Source organism: Bradyrhizobium sp. AUGA SZCCT0222, from assembly GCF_018130205.1.
Lineage (GTDB): Bacteria > Pseudomonadota > Alphaproteobacteria > Rhizobiales > Xanthobacteraceae > Bradyrhizobium.
In genome coordinates this window covers 35,365-60,325 of sequence record NZ_JAFCLX010000004.1, presented here as the reverse complement: position 1 = coordinate 60,325, position 24,961 = coordinate 35,365, and the positions used below count along the sequence as shown (strand labels likewise).

The window sequence follows — 24,961 nt, the reverse complement described above, 5'->3', positions numbered from 1 at the left end:
ACCAACTTGTTGGCGCTATGGATTCCGGGTTCGCGCTTCGCGCGCCCCGGAATGACGGCCTACGCCTTCTGCGCCATGAACGCGCGCCAGCCGCCGAACGCTGAAATATCCCGCGCGCCGCTCACCGCCGCCGGTTCGACCAAAAATCCCTTCACGCCGCGGCCATCCGCGAGACGGATGGTGCCGATCGACAGCGGCGGCGGAATCGCGGCGACGAATTTTCCAAATGCGGCCGCCGACAGTGCCCAGAGTTCGAGCTTGATCGACGACCCCGCGCCAGCCTCGACGCGCAGCATGCCGGGTTTTGGCGGCGTGGTGTCGAGCGCGTAGAGCGTGTAGTCCGGTGCGGTCGAGGCTTCTTCCAGCAGGCGTCCGCCGAGATCGGTCAGTTCGCCGTTCAGCGCCATGCCGGAGAGATGCGCGCCGACCGCCGCGATCGCGATTTCGTCGCCACTCAGCTGCGATGAGGGCGTTGCGAGCGGCGGCTGCGTCAGGCCTTTGGCACCCATCTTCAATCCGGTATCGGCATGGAAGGCGCGGCCGATGCTGGCGAGCTGCGCGTCATGTCCGGCGGGCGCGAGTAGCGTGATGCCGAACGGAATGCCGTCGGACCTCATCGCGGATGGCAGCGCCAGCCCGCAGAGATCGAGCAGGTTGACGAAATTGGTGTAGGTGCCGAGCCTGGAGTTGAGCTCGATCGGATTGGCCAGCACCTGCGCGGTCGAGTAGGCGGTCGGCGCGGTCGGCAGCACCAGCGCATCGATATTGCCAAAGGTGCGCTCGGCGACGCGCCGCAGCGCCTGCAAACGATAGAGCGCGGCGAACGTATCGGCCGCGGTCGGCCGCGCGCCGGCTATGGTGATCTCGCGCGTGACGGGATGAATCGAATCCGGCGACGACGCCAGGAGGTCGCGGATCACCAGATAGCGTTCGGCGACCCAAGGTCCCTCATAGAGCAGCCGCGCGGTCTCATAAAACGGCTCGAGATCGAATTCGACCAGCGTCGCGCCCAGCAAGGTCCAGCGCTTCAGCGCCTCGCCATAGGCCTGCTCCGACTCACGGTCGCCGAAGAAGACCAATTGACCGTCGCGGGGAACGCCGAGCCGGAGTTGTCCGGGAAATGCCGTGACCGCGCCGAGCGGCCGGTCGCGTGAAAACGGATCGGCGTCATCAGGGCCGGCCATCGCTGATAGTGCCGTCACGGCGTCGTCCACCGTGAGCGCGAACACCGAAACGCAATCCAGCGTGCGGCAGGCCGGCACCATTCCGGCATTGGAGATCAGCCCGAGGCTCGGCTTCAACCCGACGATGTTGTTGAGCATCGCCGGCACACGGCCACTTCCTGCCGTGTCGGTGCCGAGCGCGAGCGGCACTAACCCAGCTGACACCGCGACCGCCGATCCCGAACTCGATCCGCCTGGGATGAGATCGTTGCGGACCGGGTTGACCGGGATGCCATAGGGCGAGCGCACGCCGACCAGGCCGGTCGCAAACTGGTCAAGATTGGTCTTGCCGATGATGATGGCGCCTGCCGCGCGCAGCTTTGCAACCGCGGTCGAGTCCCGCGTCGGCAAATAGGAAAACGCCGGGCAGGCGGCCGTGGTCGGCAGGCCCAGCGCGTCGATATTGTCCTTCACCGCGACCGGCACGCCCAGCAGCGGAAGCGCCGCCGGATCGTTTGCGCTCAGCGCTTCGGCTTCCGCCAGCGCGTCCTTTTCGTCGCGCAGGGAGATGAAAATCGCGGGATCGTTGTGGTCGCGGATGCGCTGATAGCTGCGCGCGACGGTTTGGGCCGGCGTCATGGTGCCGGCGCGGTGCGCGGCGACGATCGCAGCAACGGTTTCAGTCACGTGATGCCCCGTCCTGGGTTGGCTGAGGTCAGTCACCATCGACTTACCAAAGCGAGGAGTTCCATCCGGATTGAAGCAAGCGATGTGCCATTGTGTACAATTAGGAGTGCAATCGGCGGAGTTAAAATAGGCATGTAGTATCTGTGGTTTAATCTTATTGCCGGGAGCCGATGCGGACTCGCTCTCGAGGCACGAAGCTTTGCGGATGCCTAATTTATAGGCGGCGTCGTTGATCTCGAAATCACTGGCTGAAGCGAACCGGGGCGAGCACCTTCCGCGGCCAGCTTTCAATGTAGTCCAGCAGACGCCCGGCGGCGCCGGCGGCGGCCTCGGCATCACCTCGGGCGATGGCGCGAGCGATCTCGACGTGATGCTCGACGCCTTCGGCCGGCAGGGTCCGCCCGTGATGCATGAACCAGTATCGGCGATTCAGCGTCGTGATCAGCTGCATCATGGATGCCGCGATCGGATTGCGGCACGCCGCGAGACAGAGATCGTTGAACTCCGCGTCCAGACGGGCAAAGCCGTTGAAGTCCTCGCTCGCGAGTGAAGATGCCATCGCGTTCGCGATCCGCTCGAACGCCTGCCGTTCTTCGGCATTGGCGCGGATGGCAGCGGTGCGGACCACCAGGATTTCGATCGGCCGGCGCGCCTCGATCACGTTCAGTTCCTCGTCGGGCCGGCTGTCGGCGACGATGCAGCCACGCCGCGGCAGGATTTGCAGCAACCGTTCGCGGGCGAGCCGCTTCATGGCTTCGCGAACCGGCGTGCGGCCGATGCCAAGCTGCTTCGATAGCGCCGCTTCGGAAACCACGGTACCCGGCGCAAGCGCCAGCGTCGCGATCATTTCCTCAAGCTCGCGATAGGCGCGCTCCGTCAGGTTCGCGAGGTCGTTTCGCTTGGGGGAGGGCTTCCTGGGGCGACGCATGCTGCCTCCCTAGCACGGCGGTTGACCGCCGTCGATTGATATACTACTGATATATCAGATATCGACAGCCCATCGCGACGGTGCAACGCAGGTCGGGGAGAAAGAAACATGACGCTTCGGCCTCCGGTCACCGATTGGACCAGCGATTGGGATCATCTCGATCCGTCGTGGCTGTCCGATCCCTATTCGATCTGGCGCGAATTGCGCGAAGCCTGCCCGGTGGCTCACACCGGCCGTTATCGCGGCGTGTATTTCCCGACCCGCTACAGCGATATCCGCGAGATCGCCTACGATCCTGCGCATTTCTCCTCACGCCGGGTCGTCGTCCGCGAAGGCGATTACCGCGTCAACTCGCCACCGATCACATCCGATCCGCCGGATCATCGTCCACTGCGGATGGTGCTGATTCCACCGTTCACGCCGCAGGCCGTGGCCGCGCTGGAAGGCCGGACCAGAGCTGTCTGCAACGAATTGATCGATGCATTCATTGAAAACGGTATCGGCGACGGCGCGGTCGATTATGCGCAGCATATTCCGGTGCGGATCATCGCCCACATGCTCGGAATCCCGGCGTCGGACGGCGACCGCTTTCGCGGCTGGATCACGATGGCGCTGCAGGACGGCATCACCAACCAGGCTGCGCTGAAGCAGGCGGAAGAGGAAATCGCGGCCTATTTCGTCGAACAGATCAGGCAACGCCGAGGGCAGGTGGGCGAAGACCTCGTCAGCTTCCTGATCCAGGCTCGGCAGCCGAACGGCGAAGCCTTCTCCGACCATCAAGTGCTCGGCGCGCTGCGCCTGCTTCTGGTCGCCGGAACCGATACCACATGGAGCGCGATCGGCTCGGCAATCTGGCATTTGGCGACCGTGCCGGCTGATCGCGAGCGGCTGGTCAGGGAGCCGGAACTGATCCCCACGGCGATAGAAGAATTGCTGCGGGCGTATGCACCCGTAACCATGGCACGCGAGATCGTCGATGACGTCGCGGTCGGCGGCTGTCCGATGAAGCGGGGTGAGATGGTGCTGCTGTCGTTCCCGGCCGCCAATCGCGATCCCGGCAAGTTTCCCGACGCAGACAAGGTCGTGATCGACCGCAAGGAAAATCCGCACGTCGCGTTCGGCCTTGGCATCCACCGCTGCATCGGCTCCAACCTTGCGCGCATGGAGATGCGGGTGGCGGTGGAAGAGTGGTTGCGGCGGATTCCGGAGTTTCGGCTGGACCCATCCCGGCCGATGACCTGGTCGCAGGGTACCGTGCGTGGGCCGCGCCTGCTGCCGATCGTGTTTGGCTGAATCATCCGCCAAGGAACTGGAGCTAGCGATGTCATACTCATTCGACCGCCGCCACGATATTCTGATCGAGGCGCCGCCGGAGGCGATTTACGACTACGTCTGCAATCCGAATTCCTGGCCGGAATGGCTGGCTGCCTCGCATCGTATCGATGGCGCCGATCGGGCGCTCGCAACTGGTGAAGCCTTTCGCGAGCAATGGCACATCAGGCGCGGCGAGGTGGTGCTGGACTGGATAGTCACCGAGAGCGATCGCCCGAATGCCTGGACCGTGCAGGCCGCAACCGACTTCATCGGGCCAATCGTGATTCGCTACACGTTCGAGCGTGCCGGCGATGTCACCAAATACACGAGGCATCTGCGAAACCCCGCCCGGCCCTCCGCACCGAGCGACGCGCAACTCCAGCGTATGGATGAAGAAGCCATCATTGGGCTGGCTAACATCAAACGGCTGGTCGAGCAGCGCTGGGCGGCGCAATCGGCGAGCCAGCGCGCATGAACGGGCGCATAACCGTGCGGGTCGCGTCGGAAAAATGCCAGGGACACGCCCGTTGCCACGCGCTCGCACCTGAATTGTTCGAACTCGACGAGTTCGGCAATGCGCGCGAGACGAGCCGTACCCTTGTCCCGCGCGAACTCGAGGACAAGGCGTTTACCGCGCAGTCCAACTGTCCGGAGGGCGCGATCGTCATCGAGGACAGCGCCGAGAGCTGAGGCCAAAGGGCGCCAAGGCCATGGGCCAGCGTTCAGGTGAACGCCGCCAGAATCCGCAGCAGGTGCTCCCGGTTCTCGGCCCCGATCTTCTCGGCTACGTGACGTTCATGTTCGGCCGCGAGCAGCTTGAACTGCCGCAGCGATGCCTCGCCCCGTGCGGTCAGATGCAGCGCGTGGGAACGGCGGTCGGTCCTGGATTGGACGCGGCGCACCAGCTTGCGGTCTTCGAGACTGTCCAGGAGGTGCACCAGCCGGGCGCGCTCGATCCCGAGCCGTTTGGCGACCGCCATCTGGCTCAGGCCCGGATTGGCGCCGATCACCGTCAGCACCGAATATTGCGTCGGCTTGATATCGACCGCCGCCAGCGTCCGGATGAAATCCTGAAAGATCCAGATCTGGAAGCGCCGCACCGCGTAGCCGGCATGGCCGACCAGCCCGTCGAGGCCGATCTCGATATCCTGCTCCTGGTGGCGTGCCTTGCCATTTCCGCCGCGCTTGCCGTTCGCGGAAACCGGGGTTTTCAAGGCTGGTTGGGCCGCTCTGTTGGACACATCGTTTCTCCCGGCGTCGCTCCCCTTCTAGCGCTTTGCAGCGGCGAAGGAAATATTGTTGTTGACGACAACAATTGTTGCGACCAACAATATGCGCAAGAGCGGCTCACAGAGGCTGGCGGCCGATGGGCCGCGCGAGGAGGAAACCGATGACGACAGCCGCCGCCACAGGCCGCGACCAATCCGAAGCGCTGTTTGCGAAGCCCGCGATCTCTGCCGATCGCCGCACGGACGGCAGCATCATCCTGAAATCGACGGTGCCGCTGAAGCCAGGCGTGCGCTGCGTCGGCGACTGGCTCGAACATTGGGCCCGGCAGACGCCCGAGCGGATTTTTCTTGCCGACCGCAAGACACCAGATGTGCCGTGGAACACCGTCACTTATGCCGGTGCATTGCGGCAGGTTCGCTCGGCCGCGGCGTGGATCCTGGCGCAGGGGCTGAGCGCGGAACGGCCATTGGTGATCCTGTCCGACAACAGCGTCGACCATGCATTGTTCGCGCTGGCCGCCCAGCATGTCGGCGTGCCCTCGGCGGCGATCTCGCCGGCCTATTCGCTGATGTCCAGGGATTTCGACAAGCTCAAGGGCATGATCAGTCTGCTCGGGCCCGGCGCGATCTATGTCTCCGGCGCCAAGCCATTCGCAGCGGCGCTCGCGGCGATCGCACCGCTGCACTCGGCTGCGATCGTCAGCAGCGATTCCGGCGATAGCGACGTGATCCCCTTCCCAAAGATCGCGGCAACACCGGAAACGCCGGCCGTCGAAAAAGCCTTCAAGGCCGTGACGCCGGACACAATCGCAAAGTTCCTCTTCACCTCGGGTTCGACCGGCACGCCGAAGGCCGTGATTAACACCCAGCGCATGCTGACCTCGAGCCAGCAGGCCAAGGCGCAGACCTGGACGTTCCTGGAAGCCGCGCGCGGCGATCTCGTGATCCTCGACTGGCTGCCCTGGAGCCACACGTTCGGCGCCAACCACAATTTCAATCTGGTGCTGCGCAATGGCGGCACGCTCTATGTCGACGGCGGCAAGCCTGCGCCGGGGCTGTTCGCGACTTCACTGGCGAACCTGCGCAGCGTGATGCCGACGGTCTATTTCAACGTGCCGCGCGGTTTTGATATGCTGATCGCGGCGCTGCGCAGTGACGAGGAACTGCGCCAAAAATTCTTTGGCGAGGTGAAGTTCGCCTTCTATGCGGGTGCCGCGCTGCCGCAGAATCTCTGGGACGCTCTGGAAGAGCTTTCGATCAAGACGGTCGGTCGTGCGTTGCCGATGGTGTCGGCTTGGGGCTCGACCGAAACCTCGCCGCTCGCGACCGACTGCCATTTCCAGGCCAGGCGCTCCGGCAATATCGGCGTGCCGATATCAGGCACCGAACTGAAGCTGGTTCCGTCAGGCGACAAGCTCGAGGTGCGGGTGCGCGGACCGAATGTCACGCCCGGCTACTGGAAGGCGCCGGAACTCACCGCGCAGGCGTTCGATGCGGAAGGCTTTTATTTGATCGGCGACGCCGTGACCTTTGCCGATCCCGAGCGGCCAGAACTCGGATTGTTTTTCGACGGCCGCGTCGCCGAGGATTTCAAGCTCAACTCCGGTACCTGGGTCAATGTCGGCACGCTGCGCGTCGCCGGCATCGCAGCACTCGCGCCGCTGGCGCAGGATATTGTCGTCACCGGACATGGCGGCGATGAAGTCCGCTTTCTGGTGTTCCCCAACATCGCCGCTTGTCGTGCCCATGCCGGTCTGCCCGACAACGCCGCTGCCGATGAGGTCATCGGCCACGAAAAAGTTCGCGCCGCGATCGGCCAGGGCCTCGCCAAGCTGAAAGCGCAGGGCGGCAACTCGTCCGGCCACGCCACGCGCGCGCTGCTGCTGGCCGAACCTGCTTCCGTCGATGGCGGCGAGATCACCGACAAGGGCTACATCAACCAGCGCGCGGTGCTGACCCGCCGGGCAGGCGCGGTGGCGACGCTGGACGACGGCGCGTCGACCGAGTGGATCGGGTGCGCCGGCTAAGCTTCAAGATGCGTTGCTTCGCGAAAGGTCGCGCCGGTAGGCCTCGACCAGCCGCGTCAGCATGTGAAGAAATGCCGCCCGCTCTGGCTTGCTGAGCGGGGCGAGCGTGTGTTCGTTGAAGATCTCGCCAGCCCGGCTTGCCTCATCGGCCCGCCTTTGCCCGGCCGCGCTGAGCGAAAGTTCGACCGCGCGCTTGTCGCGGGACGATCGCTTGCGCCTCACGATGCCGGCCTCTTCCATGGTGGACAGGATCTTTACGAGGTTGGGCAGTTGCATCTTGAGCACGGCGGCGAGTTCGCTCTGCGTCACGGCCTCGTTGTCGCGCACCGTCATGAGGATGGAATATTCGACCGGCGAAACTTCCAGCGCCTGGAAGTGCCGAAAAAAAGCTTCGAAATTCAAGAGCTGCAGGATCCGGATCATGAACCCGGGCGTCTGCTGTAACGCGCTCAGATCGAGCGACTTTTTCTTGTCATCGGCGGTTTCAACCAGCGGGGATTTTTTCGCCGCGGCGCGGCTGCGGGGCTTTTGCATTTGTTCAGTGATTCCCGGTCGAGATTGACTCTCCGAAAAATACTTATATTATATAAGTAATTTCGGCGGCGTGAAGATTGCCTTTTGGGTTTGTAAACACAAGGAGGCCCTGATGGGTTATGTTTTTTCGCGGCTGAAGACGCCGCTCGTCGCTGCGACCGCGGCCCTGCTCGTCTCCGGCGCGCAGGCGCAGGAAAAAGTCCGCATCGGTATCCTGAACGATCAGTCCGGCGTGTTCGCGACCTACCAGGGCATCGGTTCGGTGGTCGCGGCCCAGATGGCGGTCGAGGATTACGGCGGCAAGGCCGCCGGCAAGGTCGTGGAGGTGGTCGCGGCCGATCACCAGAACAAGCCTGACATCGGCGTCGGCATCGCGCGGCGCTGGTATGAAAACGAGAGCGTCGATGCGATCTTCGATCTGCCGAACTCGGCGATCGCACTCGCGGTCGCAGGCATCAGCGAACAGAAAAACAAGGTGTTCATCGGCTCCGGCGCCGGAACCGTGCTGCTGACCGGCGCGAAATGCACCCCCAACACCGTGCACTGGACCTACGACACCTACGCCTATGGCCACGGGCTCGGCAAGGCGGTGGTGGCGAAGGGCGGCAAGAAATGGTTCTTCCTGACCGCCGACTACGCGTTCGGTCACGATCTCGAAAAGCAGGCGATGGAAGCGGTCAAGGCCGCCGGCGGCGAGGTGGTTGGCGCCGTCCGCCATCCGCTCGGGACGGCGGATTACGCCTCCTTCCTGCTGCAGGCGCAAGGCTCCGGCGCTGATATCGTCGGCATCGCCAATGCCGGCGACGACACCATCACGTCGATGAAGCAGGCGGCCGAATTCGGCCTCACCCAGAAGCAGAAGCTGGTCGGCCTGATCCTTGGCATGAACGGGTTGCCGGCGCTGACGCTGAAGGCGGCGCAGGGTGCGCAGATCATGAATCCGTTCTACTGGGATCTGAACGACGGCACCCGCCGCTTCGCCGCAAAGTTTGCCGAGCGCCACCCGCAAAAGAACTATCCCAACGACATGCAGGCCGGCGTCTATGCCTCGGTGATTCACTACCTCAAGGCCGTCGACAAGGTCGGCGGCGCCACCGACGGCAAGGCGGTTGTCGAAGCGATGAAGGCGATGCCGACCGACGATCCCCTGTTCGGCAAGGGTTTCATTCGCGCCGATGGACGAAAGATCCATCCGCTCTATCTGCTCGAGGTCAAGAAGCCGGATGAGTCGCAGTCGAAATGGGACCTTTTGAAAGTGGTCGGCACGATCAAAGGCGAGGACGCATTCCGGCCCGAGAAGGACGGCGGCTGTCCGCTGTCAAAATAGACGGCGCGCCGCGGCGCGATCATCGTCAGGGTCTGGCCGAAAAGCAGTCCGAATTTCGGGCCTTCCTAGTCTAACTAGGTTCGCTTTCTCGTCATGGCCGGGCATAGCCGTCCGAAGGACGGCGTCGCTTCCGCTCGCCTATGCCCGGCCATCCACGTCTTTCCGCTTAATGGATGCAAAGACGTGGATGCCCGGCACAAGGCCGGGCATGACGAGCGTAGCCCGCAGGCAGCAGCCAAAGTTCCCGACCGAGCATTTCGTTGCCTTAGCAACACTATATTGTTGCCACGGCAACTAATTCGTGCCAGTCTCGTGATCAATGATGGCCACAAAAGCAGTCCAACTGCCGGGTCTCGCAGGGAGGAATGGATGGGCGAAAGCCAAGGCGGGTCACGGAACGCGGCCGCGTCATCCGCGGCGCGGACCGATGCGCTTCACATGAAATGGTCGTTGCTGGGCCGCCTACGGGCCGCCGACGCCCTTGACGGCATCGAGATTGCCGTGGACGCGGCGCAGCAGGTCGATCAGCACCTCCCGCTCGTCCTTGCGCAGGACGGACAGCAGCCGTCGTTCGCGTTCGAGCGCGGCGACGATGACCTTGTCGTGGGTCGAGCGTCCCTTCGCGGTCAGCGATATCGAATGGGTGCGACCGTCGTCCGGGGCGGTCCGGATCGCGACCAGGCCGCGTTTCTGCAGCATCGACAGGGTGCGGCTGACCGGTCCCTTGTCGAAGCCGATCACGTGGCAGATCCGCGAGGCCGGGATGCCGGGCTCGATCGCCAGCAGCGACATGATCCGCCATTCCGTGACGTTGACGCCGAAATTGCGCTGATAGAACGAGGTGGCGCTGTTCGAGAGCTTGTTGGCGATGAAGGTGATGAACGCCGGAACGTAGCGCTCGAGATCGAGGGTCGGGCCGTCATCGGCATCTGCGACCTCCGCCGGTCTCGGCCGGCGCGCATTCCTGGCGGGTGGTTGACTGCTCATGTCCCTGATCATCTGCAAACGCTAGGCTTGAGAGATAGAGACATGCGCCAGCGCTTTACAAGAACAAACTTTGGGAGGTCGGAATGAGTGCATCAGGCTTCGCGCCATCGGCAGGCGTGCCGCATATGGACATCGATCCGTTCTCGATCGAGTTCTTCGAAGACCCGCATCCTGCCCACGAGGTGCTCCGGGAAGCAGGGCCGGTGGTTTGGTTCGACAAGTGGAAGGTCTACGGCGTTGCCCGCCATGCCGAGGTCCACGCCGTCCTCAACGATCCCCTGACCTTCTGCTCCAGCCGCGGCGTCGGCCTCAGCGACTTTGCGAAGGAAAAGGCCTGGCGGCCGCAAAGCATCATTCTGGAGGCCGATCCGCCGGAACATGCGCGCACGCGGGCGGTGCTGAGCCGGGTGCTCTCGCCGACGGTCATGAAGCAATTGCGCGGCAGCTTTGTCGCAGCCGCCGAAGCCCGGGTGGAAGCACTGCTCGCCAAAGGCAGCTTCGACGCCATCGCCGATCTCGCCGAGGCCTATCCGCTGTCGGTGTTTCCCGATGCGCTCGGGCTCAAGCCGGAGGGGCGCGAAAACCTGCTGCCCTATGCCAGCCTCGTCTTCAACTCGTTCGGGCCGCCGAACAAGCTGCGTCAGGACGCGATCGAGCGCTCGGCGCCGCATCAGGCCTATGTCGCCGACCAATGCCAGCGTGAAAATCTCGCGCCCGGCGGTTTCGGCGCCTGCATCCATGCTCGCACCGATGCCGGCGATATCACGGCCGCGGAAGCGCCATTGCTGGTGCGCTCGCTGCTCAGCGCCGGCCTCGATACCACGGTCAACGGCATCGGCGCCGCGGTCTATTGCCTGGCGCGCTTTCCCGAGCAATGGGCGCGGCTGCGCAGCGACCCGACGCTGGCGCGCAACGCCTTTGAGGAGGCGGTGCGGTTCGAAAGCCCGGTGCAGACGTTCTTCCGGACCACCACACGGGACGTCGAGATCAGCGGGTCGCGGATCGGCGAGGGCGAGAAAATCCTTATGTTCCTCGCCGCCGCCAACCGCGATCCGCGGCGATGGGACCGGCCTGACGAATATGACGTGACGCGCAAGACCAGCGGTCACGTCGGCTATGGCTCCGGCATCCACATGTGCGTCGGCCAGCTCGTCGCGCGGCTCGAAGGCGAGGCGGTGCTTTCGGCGCTGGCCAAACGGGTCAGTGCGATCGAGATCACGGGGCCGGCGACGCGGCGCTTCAACAACACGCTGCGGGGCCTCGAAAGCCTGCCCGTGTCCATCAAAGCAGCGTGAGCGTGATCATGCCGACCATCATTTTCAATCGTCCCGACAACCGTTCCGAACGCATCGACGCGAGCGCCGGCGACAGCGTCATGCAGGTCGCAACCACACACGGCGTCGACGAGATCGTGGCCGAATGCGGCGGCAACGCCATGTGCGCGACCTGCCATGTCTATCTCGATGAGGGCTGGATCGCGCGGCTCGCGCCCATGAGCGAGGAAGAGGACGAACTGCTCAATGGCGTCGCCGCCGAGCGGCTGCCGAACAGCCGGCTGTCCTGCCAGATCAAGATCACGCCGGAGCTCGATGGCCTCGTCGTGCGGCTGCCGGACCGGCAGATCTGAATTCAAACCCGGCGCAGTCCGGGAACAACAACGATCACATCCATAGGGAGATAAGCGATGAAGAATATCAGGGTCTATCTGGCGCTCGCGCTGTCCTGCGCCGCGTTCGGACCGGCGCGGGCGGAGATTTCCGAAAACGTCGTCCGGATCGGCGTGCTCAACGACATCTCCGGCATCTTCCAGGACACCAACGGCATGGGGTCGGTGGAAGCCGCGAGGATGGCGGCGGAAGATTTTGGCGGCGGCGGCAAGAACATCAAGGTCGAGATCGTCTATGCCGATCACCAGAACAAGGCTGACGTCGGTCAGGGGATCGCGCGCAAATGGCTCGATGTCGAGGGTGTCGATGCCATTGTCGACGTGCCGAATTCGGCGGTCGGGCTCGCCGTCAATGCGCTGGTGCGGGACTCCCGCATGACGTTCCTGGCGTCATCGACAGCGAGCTCCGACCTCACAGGCAAGGCCTGTTCGCCCAACACCATTCAATGGGTCAACGACGCCTGGGCCACCGGCAACACCACGGCGGCGGCGATGATGGGGCGCGGCGGCAAGGACTGGTACTTCGTCACGGTCGACTATGCGCTCGGCAAGGGCATCGAGGCCGAAGCCACCAACTACATTGAAAAGAATGGCGGCAAGGTGCTGGGCTCGAGCAAGCATCCGCTCGGTACGTCGGACTTCGCGTCGTTCCTGCTGCAGGCGCAGAACTCCAAGGCCAAGGTGATCGGCCTTGCCAATGCCGGCGGCGACACCATCAATGCGGTCAAGCAGGCCAATGAGTTCGGCATCCAGCAGAGCGGCCAGACCATGGTGGCGTTCCTGCTGTTCGTCAACGACGTGCACGGCATGGGATTGAAGATCGCGCAGGGGCTGCAACTGCTGGAGGCATTCTACTGGGATATGGATGACGACACCCGCGCGTTCGCAAAACGCTTTGCGGCGCGGCCCGGCATGAACGGCAAGATGCCGAGCGGCAATCAGGCCGGCGTCTACGCCTCCACGCTCGCTTATCTCAACGCGGTGGCGGCGACCGGCAGCGACCATGCCAGGGATGCCGTGCCGGAGATGAAGAAGTTCAAGGGCAAGGACAAGCTGTTCGGCGACGTCACCATCCGCCAGGACGGCCGCGTCATCCACCCGATGTTCCTGTTCGAGGTGAAGAAGCCGGCGGAGTCGAAATATCCGTATGATTATTACAAGCTGGTTTCGACGATTTCCGCCGACCAGGCGTTCCGGCCGATGGCCGATGGCGGGTGCTCGCTGGTGAAGTGAGTTGACCGAAAATACCGCCACACCGTCATTGCGAGTGCAGCGAAGCAATCCATCTGGCTACGTGAAAGAAAGAATGGATTGCTTCGTCGCAGCGCTCCTCGCAATGACGGAAGGAGAGTGAGCGCATAAAGCCTCACCCCGTCACCTTGCTGCTCCCCTGCGTGATCAGCCGTGCCGCGCGCTGATTCCTGGCGTGGATCCAGAGCCAGCTCATGGCGACGCTGAGCCGGTGGCGCAGGCCGATCAGGAAATAGATGTGGGCGATGCCCCAGATCCACCAGGCGAGATTGCCGCGCAGCTTCATCCAGCCGAAATCGATCACCGCCTTGCGCTTGCCGATTTGCGCCAGGCTGCCGGCATGTTTGTAGCGGAAGGGTGGCTGCGTGCCGCCGCCGAGCCGCGCCTTGATGAGGGCTGCGACGTAGCGGCCCTGTTGCTTGGCCGCCGGCGCAATGCCGGGCACCGGATTTCCGCTCGCATCCGCAATCGTTGCGGTGTCACCCACAGCGAAGATATCGGGATGGCCGGGTACGGTAAGGTCCGGTCGCACCTGCACGCGGTAGGCGCGATCGGCGGGCGCGCCCAGCCATTCGGCCGCGCGCGAGGCACGCACGCCCGCGGCCCAGATGATGGTTTTCGCGTCGAGCCTGTTGTCGCCATAGACCACGCCATCGGCGCTGCATTCCGTCACCGGCTTTCCCAGCATCACTTCGACGCCGAGGCCCTCAAGCGACGTTTGAGCGTAGGCCGAGAGATCGTCGGGAAAGCCCGCGAGCACGCGAGGACCTGCCTCGATCAGCACCACGCGCGCCTTGCTGGTGTCGATGTTGCGGAAATCCTGCGGCAGCGTGTCCTTGGCGAGGTCGGCAATGGTGCCGGCGAGCTCGACGCCGGTGGGTCCCGCGCCGATGATGACGAAAGTCAGCAGTGCGGCGCGCCGCGCCGGATCGGTCTCGCGTTCGGCGCGCTCGAAGGCGACCAGGATGCGCCGCCGCAGCGTGGTGGCGTCCTCCAGCGTTTTCAGCCCAGGTGCGAACGGTTCCCATTCGTCATGGCCGAAATAGGCGTGGCGCGCACCGGTGGCGAGGATCAGCGTGTCATAGGGCAGCGCCTCGCCGTCATCGAGCAGCACACGCTTGCCCGCGGCGTCGACGCCATTGACGTTGGCGAACAGCGTCGTGACATCGGGCCGGTCGCGCAAGAGATAACGGATCGGCCAGGCGATCTCGGAGGTCGCCAGCGATGCGGTGGCAACCTGATAGAGCAGCGGCTGGAACAAATGGTGGTTGCGCCGGTCGATCAGCGTGATTTTCACCGCTGCGCCGGCCAGCCCGAAGGCGGCTTCCAGCCCGCCGAAACCGGCGCCGACGATCACCACGTGGTGCTGACGTTTCGGCGCGCTCGTCATGGGAATCCAGCCTCGGTTCGAGATGTCTCCGTGCCTCATTATGTAGTTATTTGTGCACTGCTTCCAAGAGAAGCTTCAAGGCGTGTTTGCCAATCGACCGATAGCGAAAGCGCATCGTGAGCGGTGAAACACAGCGTCGAAAAATTTTGCTTACGCTGACGACGGCCACACGGTCGACGCTTCGATGATCGCAGCGGTTCGCCGGTAATGCTCGGCCAAATAACGCACGGCGTCTTCGCTGCGGCGTAGCGTGGCGTCCATGATCTGCTGATGCTCGGCGGCAACGTCGCGCGCCGGCGTTCCCGCCACCCGGCCGACCAGGCATGGCAGCCGGTAGCGCTGGGTTTCGACATAGAGCTGGTCGGCCAGGTCAAGCAGCCGCGGCGATCCGCAATGGGCGATCAGCGCCCGATGGAATTGATAGTGCCGCTCGTCCATCGCATGCATGTCGACGGCGCCTACTTCGCCGGAGAGGCGCGCTTGCCGTTCGGCCTGCAGGCTGAGCGCATGGAAGGCGGCCACGATGGCGGCTTCCCAATCATCGTCGCCGTCGCGCATCGATCGGCGCAGCGCGTCGGATTCGATCAGAATGCGGGTTTCCGTCGCGTCCTTCATTTCCGCGCGCGACAGCGGCGCGACCGAAAAACCGCGCAGTGCCGTCGAGAGCACGAGCCGCTCGGATTGCAGCCGCATCAACGCCTCGCGCAGCGGCGAAAAGCTCAGGCCGTAGCGCTGCTTCAGCGCTTCGAGCCGCAGCGGCTTGCCCGCGTCGAGCGCGCCGGAGACGATGTCGGCACGCAGGCGCTGATAGGCGACTTCGCTCAATGTTGCGGGCTCGCCGGCTCCTTCGCTGACGATCCGGCGGTCGTTTCCTGCTTTCGCGGCCGCCACCATCGGTTCAATTTCTTTCGAAAATTTCCTATTGCTTCGAAGATATATCCTATTTTATATGATTGGCAATCCAGGGAGAGCGAAATGGCAACAGGACGCCGCGAAAACCACCGGGAAGACGTCGCCGGGCGCGCCAATGTCGAGGACACCCCGGAATTGCTCGCCTATTACGACGAGCTGGAAAATCTGGACGCGGGTGCGCTGTGGACGGTCGCCAACAAGATCGAACCCTGGCAGCCCAAGTCGTCATCCGTCCCGGTGCTCTGGCGCTATGAGGATCTGCGCAAGCATGTGCTGCGGTCCGTCGAACTGGTGTCGCCCGAAAAGGCCGGCCGACGCGTCATCTACCTGAACAATCCCGGACGTCGCGACCATGCCGCCGCCGTCGGTTGGCTGTATTCCGGTTTGCAGGTGATGCACCCCGGAGAGGTTGCCTCCGCCCATGCGCACTCAGCCTCTGCGCTGCGCTTCATCATGGAAGGCGAGGGCGCCTACACCATTGTCGATGGCCACAAGCTCACGCTCGGCGCCAATGATTTCGTCCTGACCCCAAACGGCACGTGGCACGAACACGGTGTTTCCAGCGATGGCACGCCGTGCATCTGGCAGGACGGTCTCGACATCCCGCTCGTCAACACGCTCGAGGCCAATTTCTACGCGGTGCATCCGAAGATGCAGCAGGAGGTCGGTTATCCCGTCGACGACATGACCCACGCCTGGGGCAATCCGGGCCTGCGCCCCGCGGGCGCGGAATGGACGCGCGGATATTCACCGCTGCTGAAATACGAGTGGGGGCCGACCTACGAGGCGCTGCAACGCTACGGCAAGGCCTCCGACGGCTCGCTTTATGACGGCGTACTGATGAACTACGTCAATCCCGTCACCGGCGGCCCTGTGATGCAGACGATCGGTGCGTCGATGCAGATGCTCCGGCCCGGCGAGGCCACAAAGGCCCATCGTCACACCGGCAGTTTCATCTACCAGGTCGCAAAGGGAAGCGGTCACTCGATCATCGACGGCAAGCGCTTCGACTGGAAAGAGCGCGACATCTTCTGTGTTCCGTCCTGGTCCTGGCATGAGCATGTCAACGGCTCCGAACGCGACGACGCCTGCCTGTTCACCTTCAACGATCTGCCTGTGATGCACGCCCTCGGCCTGTATCGCGAGGAAGCCTATGGCGACAATCAAGGCCGGCAGCCGCTGACATCCTAGGGAAACCAACCATGCGTCTTGTTACCTACCGCGCCAATGTCGAGGCGGCGGCCCGCCTCGGTGCCGTCGTCGATGACCTGGTCGTGGACGTCGAACGGATCGGCGCGCATGCCGGCGTCGCGCTGCCATCGTCGATGCTCGATCTGATCAATCTCGGCCCGCCGGCGACGATGGCGCTGAAGAAGATATTGAGCGAGCACGCAGGCCATTGGCCGGTGGGTGCCGCGCTGCCGCTTGCCAATGTCAGGCTGCTGGCGCCGATCCCGCGGCCGCGCAAGAACATCTTCGGGATCGGGCTGAACTATGTCGAGCACGTCGCGGAATCGTCACGCGCGCTGGATACGGCGAAGGAATTGCCGAAGCAGCCGATCATCTTTTCAAAGCCTCCGACCAGCGTGATCGGGCCCAATGAGGCCATCGAGCACAACCGGACGATTACGCAGCAGCTCGATTGGGAAGTCGAGCTCGCCGTCGTGATGGGGCGAACGGCGCGCCGGATCCCGGAAGCGCAGGCCCTCGATTTCGTTTTCGGCTACAGCGTGATGATCGACGTCAGCGCGCGCGACAATCGCCGCGCCGGGCAGTGGATCTATTCCAAGGGCCAGGACACCTACGCGCCGTTCGGTCCGTGCATCGTGACGGCTGAGGAGATCGGCGATCCGCACGCGCTCGATCTCTGGCTCACGGTGAACGGTGTCGAGAAGCAGCGATCCAACACGCGCCACATGCTGTTCAAGGTGCCGCTGCTGATCTCGGATATTTCGGCAGCGATCACGCTCGAGGCGGGCGACATCATCGCGACCGGCACGCCCGACGGCGTGGGCGCGGGGCGGACACCGCAGGAATGGCTGTGGCCTGGCGATGTCGTGGAGGCGGAAGTGGCCGGCATCGGCCGGCTGCGTCATCCGGTCGTGGCGGTCTGAGCGCGGGGGCCGGCGATGCTGTTCGACATGGAGACGCTGGAGGCTCAACAACGCTACAAGATATTGACGGCGACGGTGACCCCGCGGCCGATTGCCTGGGTGACGACGCTGTCCGAAGACGGTGTCATCAACGCGGCTCCCTACAGCTTCTTCAATGTGTTGGGGCACGAGCCGCCGACGCTTGCGATCGGGCTGCTCGCCGGGCCGGGGCGCTTCAAGGATACCGCGACGAATATTCTTGCGACCGGAGAGTTCGTTGTGAACCTGGTTTCCGAACAGAATGCCGCGGCCATGAACGTCACCTGCGTCGATGCGCCGCCCGATATCGACGAACTCGCGCTGGCGGGCCTCACCGCCGCCGCGTCACATGCGATACGGCCGCCGCGCATTGCGGAGTCCCCGGTTTCCTTCGAATGCCGGGTGCTGAGCTCGATGGTGACGGGGCCGCGCCAGACGGCGGTGATCGGCCACATCCTGTGCGCGCACGTGGATGGTGCGGCGGTTCAGGACAGGGAGCGCTGCCATATCGACACGCCTGCGCTGCGGTTGATCGGCCGCATGCATGGCAGCGGCTGGTATGCTCGCTGCACCGATCTGTTCCAACTCGACCGGCCGAGCTGGGCGGAGTGGCGGCGAAACGCCGCGCCCCGACCGGATCAGGCGCCATGAACATGATGGCGCGCGCTGTCTCTTCCGATTGTGCTGCGGCCGCCGCACCTGCGACATTTGTTGCCCCGGCAACCGGAACTATAGTTCTTGCCTTCGGCGCCGTCTGCGAATTATGGTGCAGGCCGCTGGGGTATGGGCCGAAGGTTCTAATCGGAGCTTTCGGTTCGTGCTTGCTGTGGGCCGGAGATTTCGCGCACAAAATATCCGGGCTTACCGGGATTGACGAAGGCGCAGGCCTCGAGACGGCAGCCGCACTGGCTGGCGGAACAAAATAGATAATGAGGAGGGGAGTGAATATGAAAAAGACATTCTGGCTGGCGGGCGCAATGGCTCTGGCGCTGGCGCAGCCCGCGCTTGGCGCCGACAGCATCAAGATCGGTTTCGTCTCGACCTTCAGCGGCCCCACGGCCGCGATCGGCAACGACATGCGCAACTCGTTCGAGCTCGCGCTCGACCATCTGGGCCGCAAGATAGACGGCAAGCCGGTCGAGGTGATCTATGAGGACGACGGCCAGAAGCCGGATGTCGGCAAGCAGAAGACCGAAAAGCTGATCCAGTCCGACAAGGTCGATTTCATCGTCGGCTACATCTGGTCGAACGTGCTGCTGGCCTCGCTGAAGACCGCGGTCGATTCCAAAACCTTCCTGATCTCGGCCAACGCCGGTCCCTCGCAGCTCGCCGGCGAATTGTGCTCGCCTTACGTGTTCTCGACCTCCTGGCAGAACGACCAGACGCCGCAGGCGATGGGCACCTACATGAACCAGAAGGGCGTCAAGTCGGTGTTCCTGATCGGCCCGAACTATGCCGCCGGCAAGGACATGCTGGCCGGCGTCAAGAGCACGTTCAAGGGCCAGGTGGTCGGCGAGGAATACACGGTGTGGCCGAGCCAGCTCGACTTCTCCGCCGAACTCACCAAGGCCAAGAACTCCAAGGCCGAGTCGATCTTCGTGTTCTATCCGGGCGCTGCCGGCGTGCAGTTCCTCAACCAGTATGCGCAGGCCGGCATCAAGGCGCAGATCCCGCTCTATACGGCGTTCACCATCGACGAATTGTCGCTGCCGCTGCAGAAGGACAACGCGCTCGGCGTTCCCGGCGCGCAGCAATGGGTCAACGACCTGCCGAACCCCGAGAACAAGAAGTTCGTCGAGGACTACCGCAAGAAATATCCGAACCTGCGCCCGACCTTCTATGGCGCGCAATCCTATGATGCCGCGCAGCTGATCAACAGCGCGGTGGTTGCGGTCAAGGGCGACGTGACCAAGAAGGACGCGATGAAGGCCGAGATGGAGAAAGCCAACTTCAAATCGGTGCGCGGCCCGTTCAAATACGGCAAGAACCACATTCCGATCCAGAACTTCTATCTGCAGGACGTGGTCAAGGATGCCGACGGCCAGTTGGCGCTGAAGACGGTGGCCACCATCGTCAAGGACAGCCAGGATGGCTTCCACGACAAATGCCCGATGAAGTGATCACGGGTTCTGCCGACGCATGGTCCGCCAGAAATTGACGACTTGGCCAGCATCCTGGCAAGAAACTTGGCAAGGATCATGCATCCAATAAGAAAATGGCGGCGGCGCAAACGCGCTGCCGCTGTTTTGTTTCGAGTTGAGGGGCATGATCGCGACCAACGCGTGGCGTTGACGCCGGTATCATGGAGAGGGCGCTAAGTTGGTTCTTGTCGAACAATCGCTGAACGGGTTGCAGTTCGGCCTGCTGCTGTTCCTGCTGGCGGCCGGGCTGACGCTGGTGTTCGGCATCATGGACTTCGTCAATCTGGCGCACGGCTCGCTCTACATGATGGGCGCCTATTTCGCCGCGACGTTCACCGCCTGGACCGGAAGCTTCATCCTCGGCGTGCTGCTGGCGCTCGGCGCCACGCTGCTGCTCGGGATCGTGCTGGAATTCGTCGCGCTCCGGCATCTCTACGGCCGCGACCATCTCGACCAGGTGCTGGCGACGTTCGGACTGATCCTGTTTTTCAATGACGCGGTGCGGTTGATCTGGGGGCCGGCTGGCCTCGCGCTGCCGCTGCCGGCCTGGTTGACCGTGCCGGTCCAGATCATCCCCGGCGTGTACTATCCGGCCTACCGGCTGTCGATCATCATCGTCGCGCTCGCGGTCGCCGCGCTGCTTTACGTCGTTGTGATGCGGACCCGGATCGGCATGCTGATCCGCGCCGGCGCCTCGAACCGCGAAATGATCGGCGCGCTCGGCATCAACATCAAACTGCTGTTCACGCTGGTGTTCGGGCTTGGCGCGGCGCTGGCCGGTCTTGCCGGACTGATGCAGGCGCCGATCCTCACCGTGCAGATCGGCATGGGCGAGAACATCCTGATCCTCGCCTTCGTCATCATCGTCATCGGCGGCATCGGTTCGATCCGCGGCGCGTTCCTGGCCGCGATCTTTGTCGGCATGATCGATACGCTCGGCCGCGCCTTCCTGCCTGATCTCCTGCGCATGGTGCTGAGTTCAGCCGCCGCCTCCACCGCCGCACCCGCGCTGTCGTCGATGCTGATCTATCTCTTGATGGCGATCGTGCTGGTGGTGCGGCCGGAGGGGCTGTTTCCGGCCGCCAAACGATGAAACTACAAATCAATACAAGCAACGTCGTCGTGGCGCTGGTCGCCATCGGACTCGTCGTGCTGCCGCTCTATTCGCAGCTCACCGGCAACATCTTCATCCTGACGCTGTTCACCCGCATCATCATCTTCGCGCTGGCCGCGGCCAGCCTCAATCTCATCATGGGCTATGGCGGCATGATGAGCTTCGGCCACGCGGCCTACCTCGGCATCGGCGGCTATGCGGTCGGCATCCTCGCCTTTGAAGGCATAGGCTCCGGCTTCATCCAGTGGCCGGTGGCGCTGGTGGCGTCGGCGCTGTATGCGCTCGTGATCGGCGCGCTGTCCTTGCGCACCCGCGGCGTCTACTTCATCATGATCACGCTCGCCTTTGCCCAGATGGCCTATTACATCGCCTCGGGCATGTCGCGCTACGGCGGCGACGACGGCCTGACCATCTACAAGCGCAGCAATTTCGGCGGCCTGATCGACCTGTCGAACCGCGTGCAGTTCTATTATCTCTGCCTCGGCTGCCTGTTCGGCGGCATCTATCTGATCTGGCGGATCATCAATTCGCGCTTCGGCCTGGTGGTGCAGGGCATTCGTTCCAACGAGCAGCGCATGCAGGCGATCGGCTATCATGCCAACCGCTACCGGCTGGTCTGTTTCGTCATCTCCGGCACCATTTGCGGCCTGGCCGGCGCGCTGCTGGCGAATAATACCGACTTCATCAGCCCGGCCGGAATGTACTGGACCCGTTCCGGCGAGCTCATGGTGATGGTGGTGTTCGGCGGTATGGGTTCGCTGTTCGGTCCTGTCATCGGCACGATCTTCTTTCTGCTGCTGGAAGAACTGCTGTCGCAATTCACCGAATACTGGGCGTTGATCATGGGCCCGCTGTTGCTGCTGATCGTGCTGTTCGCGCGCGGCGGCATCATGGGCCTGCTCGGGAGGTTTAGCCGTGGCTAATTCTTTGGCTGATCCCTTGCTCCGCGTTGAAAATCTGGTGCGGCGGTTCGGCGGCATTCTCGCCACCGACAATCTGTCGCTCGACGTCATACCTGGCGAGTTGCACGCCATCATCGGCCCCAACGGCGCCGGCAAGACCACGCTGATCAGCCAGTTGACCGGGCAATTGATGCCGAACTCAGGCACCATTGTTTTCGGCGGCCGCGACGTCACCGGGATGCCGTCCTATGAGCGCAGCCGGCTCGGGCTGGCGCGCTCGTTCCAGATCACCTCGCTGCTGCCGAATTTTACCGCGGCCGATAATGTCGCGCTCGCAGCGCAAGCCCATGACGGGCACTCGTTCCGGTTCTGGGGCAATGCGCGCAAGGAAAAACCGCTGCGCGACGCCGCGCAAGCCGCGTTGACGCGGGTCGGGCTCGGGGCGCGCGCCGACGTGCCGGTGTCCGAACTCAGCCATGGCGAACAACGCGAACTGGAGCTTGCGGTCGCGCTCGCCACCAAGCCGCAATTGCTGCTGCTCGATGAGCCGATGGCGGGGCTCGGCGTCACCGAGTCGGCACGCATGGTGGCGCTGCTGAAGGAACTGCGCAAGGAAGTCACCATCGTGCTGGTCGAGCATGACATGGAGGCGGTGTTCGCGCTCGCCGACCGCATCACCGTCCTCGTGTACGGCCGCGTCATCGCCTCGGGCGATCCCGATGCGATCCGCCACAACGACGAAGTCAAGCGCGCCTATCTCGGCGATCAGCACGTGGTGGTCGCTCATGGTTGAAACAAAAACGGCTGAAACTCTTCTGGAAGTCGACGGCATCGAAACCTGCTATGGCCTCAGCCAGGTGCTGTTCGGCCTCTCGCTGTCGGTCCGGTCGGGCGAAATGGTCGCTCTGATGGGCCGCAACGGCATGGGCAAGACCACGACCATCCGCTCGATCATGGGCATGACGGGCGCGCGTGCGGGCACCATCCGTTTCGGCGGACAGGAGGTTCGCAGCCTGCCGTCGTACAAGATCGCAAAACTCGGCATCGGCCTGGTGCCGGAAGGCCGCCAGATCTTTCCGAACCTCACCGTGTACGAAAACCTGGTCGCGGCTGCCGGCAATCGCGCCGGCAACTCCGATCCCTGGACCATCGAAAAAATCCACGCGCTGTTTCCGCGCCTCGCCGAGCGCGGCGGCAACATGGGCGTGACGCTGTCCGGCGGCGAGCAGCAGATGCTCGCGATCGGCCGCGCGCTGATGACCAATCCGAAGCTCTTGATCCTCGACGAAGCCACCGAAGGCCTCGCACCGTTGATCCGCGAGGAAATCTGGAGCTGCCTGTCGATGCTCAAGGGACGTGGGCAGTCGGTGCTGGTGATCGACAAGAACGTCGCCAACCTCTCCCGCATCGCCGACCGGCATTACATCATCGAGCGGGGACGCACGGTGTGGAGCGGCACGTCCGAGCAGTTGATCGCCGAGCCGGATTTGCAGCACCGGTATCTGGGGATTTGAGTTATCTCTGTCGTCGTCCCGGCGAAGGCCGGGACCCATACCGCGTGATCTATCGATTTGACAACGCAACTCGACGACCTGTCGTAGCCATAAACATTAGTGGTTATGGGTCCCGGCCTTCGCCGGGACGACGAGAAAGCGCGCGATTCAGCAAGGCCTCTTGCCTGGCCATAGCGCCTACCCCAAATTTGCCACCATGAACCCCGACGCCGACCGGATCATCGAACTCTATCAGCGCCACGCCCGCGCCTGGGCGCAGGAGCGCGGCAACCGGCTGATGGAGCGCGCGTGGCTCGACCGGTTTGGCGCGCTGCTGCCGGCCGGAGCTGCCGTGCTCGACATCGGCTGCGGCTCAGGTGAGCCGATCGCCCGTTACCTCATCCAGCAGGGATGTCATGTCACCGGTGTGGATTCGTCGCCGGAACTGATTGCCCTGTGCTCGGCGTCTTTTCCGGATCTTGCGTGGCACATAGCCGACATGCGCACGCTCGCCCTCACGCGGCGCTTCGATGGTTTGCTGGCGTGGGATAGTTTCTTCCACCTCTGTACCGATGACCAGCGCCGGATGTTTGCCATCTTCCGGAATCATGCTGCGCCGCGCGCGGCATTGATGTTCACGAGCGGTCCGGCGCACGGCGAAGCAATCGGGAGCTACAGGGGCGAGCCGCTCGATCATGCAAGCCTCGATGCTGCCGAATATCGCGCGCTATTGAACGCCAACGGTTTCGAGGTGGTCGCACATGTGATCGAGGATCCGGACTGCGGCAATCATACGGTCTGGCTGGCGCAGTTCGAAACCGGCTAGGGTTGGACTTGTTTGCGGAGGACGCATGGCAAATTCAAATGAGACCATGAGCGCTGCCGAAGGCACGGTGCAGATCGGCGGTCGGTCACTTTGTTACTTGCAGGTCGGCGATCCCAACGGTCCGCTCGTCATTCACAATCATGGCGGCCCTTCCAGTCGGCTCGAAGCGCAGGTCTTCGCCACTCATGCGCTCAATCTTGGTTTGAGATTCGTATGCGTGGACCGTCCAGGCCAGGGCAAATCGGATCCTCAACAAAACCGCACCTTCGCCGGTTGGGCAGCCGACCTGGAAGCAATTGCCAGCGCGCTTGAGGCTGATCGCTTCGCGGTCACCGGTTGGTCCGAAGGCGGCCCGTGGGCGCTCGCGGCGGCAGCGTATATCGATCCCGCAAGGCTGGTTCATGTCAGCAGCATCGCACCCGGATCCTATGGCGCGTTCGGGACCAATTGGGCGGCCAAGTATCTGTCCCAGGCCGACGCGATGGGCGGTTTCCTTGCATTGCATTTTCGGCCCGGCTTCCAGCTCATGTACGAGTTGATCGACATCGCCGCGACCCGGTTTCCGGAGCAGTACAAGAAAGGGCTACTGAAGGCGAGCTGTCCCGCCGATCTCGACGTACTTGCCGATGCGCATGTGTTGAACACCATGGCGGAGTCCGGACGCGAGTGCTTCCGGCAGGGCGCTGAAGGCCTCGTGGCCGACGCGCGGATGCTCTACCAGCAATGGCCGTTCGACATAGCGGCCATCCATCGGCCGGTCCATCTGTGGCAGGGCACCGCGGATACGTTTGTGCCCTACGCAGTGAACAAGCCGTTGGGTGAGCGCATGCCTGGGGCGATGTGGCACGAAGTCGCCGATGGCGGGCATTTCATCGCGATTTCTCACGCCGCCGAGGTATTGGCGATCGCCGGAAAGGATCTTGCGGCGACGGCGTGAG

25 protein-coding genes are annotated in these 24,961 nt (G+C 63.5%); 18 read left to right on the top strand and 7 right to left on the bottom strand.

Annotated elements, in window-relative coordinates; all coding sequences use genetic code 11:
- Window positions 1-59 precede the first annotated feature (59 nt).
- Window positions 60-1,889, bottom strand: a complete 1,830-nt coding sequence (gene atzF / locus JQ629_RS04525; protein WP_212411483.1) for an allophanate hydrolase — start codon at window positions 1,887-1,889, stop codon at window positions 60-62.
- Window positions 1,890-2,091: 202 nt separating this feature from the next.
- Complete coding sequence (locus JQ629_RS04520; RefSeq protein ID WP_212411482.1) at window positions 2,092-2,778, bottom strand: GntR family transcriptional regulator; 687 nt, start codon at window positions 2,776-2,778, stop codon at window positions 2,092-2,094.
- A 108-nt stretch (window positions 2,779-2,886) separates the two neighbouring features.
- Here JQ629_RS04520 and JQ629_RS04515 point away from each other — a divergent pair, with 108 nt between their 5' ends.
- The 3 genes from JQ629_RS04515 to JQ629_RS04505 are packed head-to-tail and all read left to right on the top strand — an operon-like array spanning window position 2,887 to window position 4,782.
- The gene (locus tag JQ629_RS04515) at window positions 2,887-4,071 is read left to right on the top strand and encodes a cytochrome P450 (RefSeq protein WP_212411481.1); all 1,185 of its coding nucleotides are present in this window, start codon (window positions 2,887-2,889) and stop codon (window positions 4,069-4,071) included.
- A gap of 28 nt (window positions 4,072-4,099) precedes the next feature.
- Window positions 4,100-4,567 (top strand): SRPBCC family protein, encoded by a 468-nt coding sequence (locus JQ629_RS04510; RefSeq protein ID WP_212411480.1) that lies wholly within the window; start codon window positions 4,100-4,102, stop codon window positions 4,565-4,567.
- Window positions 4,564-4,782: a ferredoxin gene (locus JQ629_RS04505; protein ID WP_212411479.1), complete on the top strand. Its 219-nt coding sequence runs from the start codon at window positions 4,564-4,566 to the stop codon at window positions 4,780-4,782. Before JQ629_RS04510 ends, JQ629_RS04505 begins: the two co-directional genes overlap by 4 nt.
- A 32-nt stretch (window positions 4,783-4,814) precedes the next feature.
- Here the strand turns inward: JQ629_RS04505 and JQ629_RS04500 are convergent, their stop codons facing one another.
- The gene (locus JQ629_RS04500) at window positions 4,815-5,333 is read right to left on the bottom strand and encodes a MarR family winged helix-turn-helix transcriptional regulator (protein ID WP_502752360.1); all 519 of its coding nucleotides are present in this window, start codon (window positions 5,331-5,333) and stop codon (window positions 4,815-4,817) included.
- Window positions 5,334-5,482: 149 nt separating this feature from the next.
- Here JQ629_RS04500 and JQ629_RS04495 point away from each other — a divergent pair, with 149 nt between their 5' ends.
- Complete coding sequence (locus JQ629_RS04495) at window positions 5,483-7,348, top strand: feruloyl-CoA synthase (RefSeq protein WP_212411478.1); 1,866 nt, start codon at window positions 5,483-5,485, stop codon at window positions 7,346-7,348.
- Window positions 7,349-7,351: 3 nt separating this feature from the next.
- Here the strand turns inward: JQ629_RS04495 and JQ629_RS04490 are convergent, their stop codons facing one another.
- The gene (locus tag JQ629_RS04490; protein ID WP_212411477.1) at window positions 7,352-7,882 is read right to left on the bottom strand and encodes a MarR family winged helix-turn-helix transcriptional regulator; all 531 of its coding nucleotides are present in this window, start codon (window positions 7,880-7,882) and stop codon (window positions 7,352-7,354) included.
- A gap of 112 nt (window positions 7,883-7,994) precedes the next feature.
- Between JQ629_RS04490 and JQ629_RS04485 the strand changes: the two genes are divergently transcribed.
- On the top strand, window positions 7,995-9,209 hold the full coding sequence (locus tag JQ629_RS04485; RefSeq protein WP_212411475.1) for an ABC transporter substrate-binding protein: 1,215 nt from the start codon (window positions 7,995-7,997) through the stop codon (window positions 9,207-9,209).
- 462 nt (window positions 9,210-9,671) lie between these two features.
- On the opposite strand, the gene JQ629_RS04480 is transcribed toward JQ629_RS04485, so the two are convergent.
- Window positions 9,672-10,196: a MarR family winged helix-turn-helix transcriptional regulator gene (locus JQ629_RS04480; protein ID WP_212411474.1), complete on the bottom strand. Its 525-nt coding sequence runs from the start codon at window positions 10,194-10,196 to the stop codon at window positions 9,672-9,674.
- An 83-nt stretch (window positions 10,197-10,279) separates the two neighbouring features.
- Between JQ629_RS04480 and JQ629_RS04475 the strand changes: the two genes are divergently transcribed.
- Genes JQ629_RS04475 through JQ629_RS04465 form a run of 3 tightly spaced genes read left to right on the top strand, consistent with a single transcriptional unit; the run spans window position 10,280 to window position 13,095 of the window.
- Entirely contained in the window at window positions 10,280-11,491 is a 1,212-nt protein-coding gene (locus JQ629_RS04475; protein WP_212411473.1) for a cytochrome P450, read from the top strand.
- Between the two features lie 8 nt (window positions 11,492-11,499).
- Window positions 11,500-11,823: a 2Fe-2S iron-sulfur cluster-binding protein gene (locus JQ629_RS04470; RefSeq protein WP_212411472.1), complete on the top strand. Its 324-nt coding sequence runs from the start codon at window positions 11,500-11,502 to the stop codon at window positions 11,821-11,823.
- Between the two features lie 57 nt (window positions 11,824-11,880).
- Window positions 11,881-13,095, top strand: a complete 1,215-nt coding sequence (locus JQ629_RS04465) for an ABC transporter substrate-binding protein (RefSeq protein WP_212411471.1) — start codon at window positions 11,881-11,883, stop codon at window positions 13,093-13,095.
- A 133-nt stretch (window positions 13,096-13,228) separates the two neighbouring features.
- On the opposite strand, the gene JQ629_RS04460 is transcribed toward JQ629_RS04465, so the two are convergent.
- A complete protein-coding gene (locus tag JQ629_RS04460; RefSeq protein WP_212267462.1) occupies window positions 13,229-14,503 on the bottom strand; it encodes an NAD(P)/FAD-dependent oxidoreductase in 1,275 nt (424 codons plus the stop codon).
- 150 nt (window positions 14,504-14,653) lie between these two features.
- Window positions 14,654-15,397, bottom strand: coding sequence for a GntR family transcriptional regulator (locus tag JQ629_RS04455; RefSeq protein ID WP_212411470.1), 744 nt, complete (start codon window positions 15,395-15,397; stop codon window positions 14,654-14,656).
- Window positions 15,398-15,478: 81 nt separating this feature from the next.
- Between JQ629_RS04455 and JQ629_RS04450 the strand changes: the two genes are divergently transcribed.
- From JQ629_RS04450 to JQ629_RS04405, 10 genes are all read left to right on the top strand, one after another.
- On the top strand, window positions 15,479-16,606 hold the full coding sequence (locus JQ629_RS04450) for a cupin domain-containing protein (RefSeq protein WP_212411469.1): 1,128 nt from the start codon (window positions 15,479-15,481) through the stop codon (window positions 16,604-16,606).
- Window positions 16,607-16,617: 11 nt separating this feature from the next.
- Complete coding sequence (locus tag JQ629_RS04445; RefSeq protein ID WP_212411468.1) at window positions 16,618-17,529, top strand: fumarylacetoacetate hydrolase family protein; 912 nt, start codon at window positions 16,618-16,620, stop codon at window positions 17,527-17,529.
- A 15-nt stretch (window positions 17,530-17,544) separates the two neighbouring features.
- Window positions 17,545-18,198 carry a flavin reductase family protein gene (locus JQ629_RS04440; RefSeq protein WP_212411466.1) on the top strand — a complete coding sequence of 218 codons (654 nt, stop codon included), beginning with the start codon at window positions 17,545-17,547 and terminating at the stop codon, window positions 18,196-18,198.
- Between the two features lie 296 nt (window positions 18,199-18,494).
- Window positions 18,495-19,667, top strand: coding sequence for an ABC transporter substrate-binding protein (locus tag JQ629_RS04435; protein WP_212411464.1), 1,173 nt, complete (start codon window positions 18,495-18,497; stop codon window positions 19,665-19,667).
- A 199-nt stretch (window positions 19,668-19,866) separates the two neighbouring features.
- The gene (locus JQ629_RS04430) at window positions 19,867-20,781 is read left to right on the top strand and encodes a branched-chain amino acid ABC transporter permease (RefSeq protein ID WP_212411462.1); all 915 of its coding nucleotides are present in this window, start codon (window positions 19,867-19,869) and stop codon (window positions 20,779-20,781) included.
- A complete protein-coding gene (locus tag JQ629_RS04425; protein ID WP_212411460.1) occupies window positions 20,778-21,725 on the top strand; it encodes a branched-chain amino acid ABC transporter permease in 948 nt (315 codons plus the stop codon). Before JQ629_RS04430 ends, JQ629_RS04425 begins: the two co-directional genes overlap by 4 nt.
- Before the next feature lie 4 nt (window positions 21,726-21,729).
- Complete coding sequence (locus JQ629_RS04420; RefSeq protein ID WP_212411672.1) at window positions 21,730-22,497, top strand: ABC transporter ATP-binding protein; 768 nt, start codon at window positions 21,730-21,732, stop codon at window positions 22,495-22,497.
- Window positions 22,490-23,218: an ABC transporter ATP-binding protein gene (locus JQ629_RS04415; RefSeq protein ID WP_212411458.1), complete on the top strand. Its 729-nt coding sequence runs from the start codon at window positions 22,490-22,492 to the stop codon at window positions 23,216-23,218. Before JQ629_RS04420 ends, JQ629_RS04415 begins: the two co-directional genes overlap by 8 nt.
- A 160-nt stretch (window positions 23,219-23,378) precedes the next feature.
- Window positions 23,379-24,023, top strand: a complete 645-nt coding sequence (locus JQ629_RS04410) for a class I SAM-dependent methyltransferase (protein ID WP_349631208.1) — start codon at window positions 23,379-23,381, stop codon at window positions 24,021-24,023.
- Between the two features lie 25 nt (window positions 24,024-24,048).
- A complete protein-coding gene (locus JQ629_RS04405; RefSeq protein ID WP_249134819.1) occupies window positions 24,049-24,960 on the top strand; it encodes an alpha/beta fold hydrolase in 912 nt (303 codons plus the stop codon).
- Window position 24,961 lies beyond the last annotated feature (1 nt).

Bases quoted from the DNA above. Each gene is read 5' to 3' on its own strand.
- atzF (WP_212411483.1), bottom strand. From the start codon at position 1,889: ATGGTGACTGACCTCAGCCAACCCAGGACGGGGCATCACGTGACTGAA.
- JQ629_RS04520 (WP_212411482.1), bottom strand. From the start codon at position 2,778: ATGCGTCGCCCCAGGAAGCCCTCCCCCAAGCGAAACGACCTCGCGAAC.
- JQ629_RS04515 (WP_212411481.1), top strand. From the start codon at position 2,887: ATGACGCTTCGGCCTCCGGTCACCGATTGGACCAGCGATTGGGATCAT.
- JQ629_RS04510 (WP_212411480.1), top strand. From the start codon at position 4,100: ATGTCATACTCATTCGACCGCCGCCACGATATTCTGATCGAGGCGCCG.
- JQ629_RS04505 (WP_212411479.1), top strand. From the start codon at position 4,564: ATGAACGGGCGCATAACCGTGCGGGTCGCGTCGGAAAAATGCCAGGGA.
- JQ629_RS04495 (WP_212411478.1), top strand. From the start codon at position 5,483: ATGACGACAGCCGCCGCCACAGGCCGCGACCAATCCGAAGCGCTGTTT.
- JQ629_RS04490 (WP_212411477.1), bottom strand. From the start codon at position 7,882: ATGCAAAAGCCCCGCAGCCGCGCCGCGGCGAAAAAATCCCCGCTGGTT.
- JQ629_RS04485 (WP_212411475.1), top strand. From the start codon at position 7,995: ATGGGTTATGTTTTTTCGCGGCTGAAGACGCCGCTCGTCGCTGCGACC.
- JQ629_RS04480 (WP_212411474.1), bottom strand. From the start codon at position 10,196: ATGAGCAGTCAACCACCCGCCAGGAATGCGCGCCGGCCGAGACCGGCG.
- JQ629_RS04475 (WP_212411473.1), top strand. From the start codon at position 10,280: ATGAGTGCATCAGGCTTCGCGCCATCGGCAGGCGTGCCGCATATGGAC.
- JQ629_RS04470 (WP_212411472.1), top strand. From the start codon at position 11,500: ATGCCGACCATCATTTTCAATCGTCCCGACAACCGTTCCGAACGCATC.
- JQ629_RS04465 (WP_212411471.1), top strand. From the start codon at position 11,881: ATGAAGAATATCAGGGTCTATCTGGCGCTCGCGCTGTCCTGCGCCGCG.
- JQ629_RS04460 (WP_212267462.1), bottom strand. From the start codon at position 14,503: ATGACGAGCGCGCCGAAACGTCAGCACCACGTGGTGATCGTCGGCGCC.
- JQ629_RS04455 (WP_212411470.1), bottom strand. From the start codon at position 15,397: ATGGTGGCGGCCGCGAAAGCAGGAAACGACCGCCGGATCGTCAGCGAA.
- JQ629_RS04450 (WP_212411469.1), top strand. From the start codon at position 15,479: ATGGCAACAGGACGCCGCGAAAACCACCGGGAAGACGTCGCCGGGCGC.
- JQ629_RS04445 (WP_212411468.1), top strand. From the start codon at position 16,618: ATGCGTCTTGTTACCTACCGCGCCAATGTCGAGGCGGCGGCCCGCCTC.
- JQ629_RS04440 (WP_212411466.1), top strand. From the start codon at position 17,545: ATGCTGTTCGACATGGAGACGCTGGAGGCTCAACAACGCTACAAGATA.
- JQ629_RS04435 (WP_212411464.1), top strand. From the start codon at position 18,495: ATGAAAAAGACATTCTGGCTGGCGGGCGCAATGGCTCTGGCGCTGGCG.
- JQ629_RS04425 (WP_212411460.1), top strand. From the start codon at position 20,778: ATGAAACTACAAATCAATACAAGCAACGTCGTCGTGGCGCTGGTCGCC.
- JQ629_RS04415 (WP_212411458.1), top strand. From the start codon at position 22,490: ATGGTTGAAACAAAAACGGCTGAAACTCTTCTGGAAGTCGACGGCATC.
- JQ629_RS04405 (WP_249134819.1), top strand. From the start codon at position 24,049: ATGGCAAATTCAAATGAGACCATGAGCGCTGCCGAAGGCACGGTGCAG.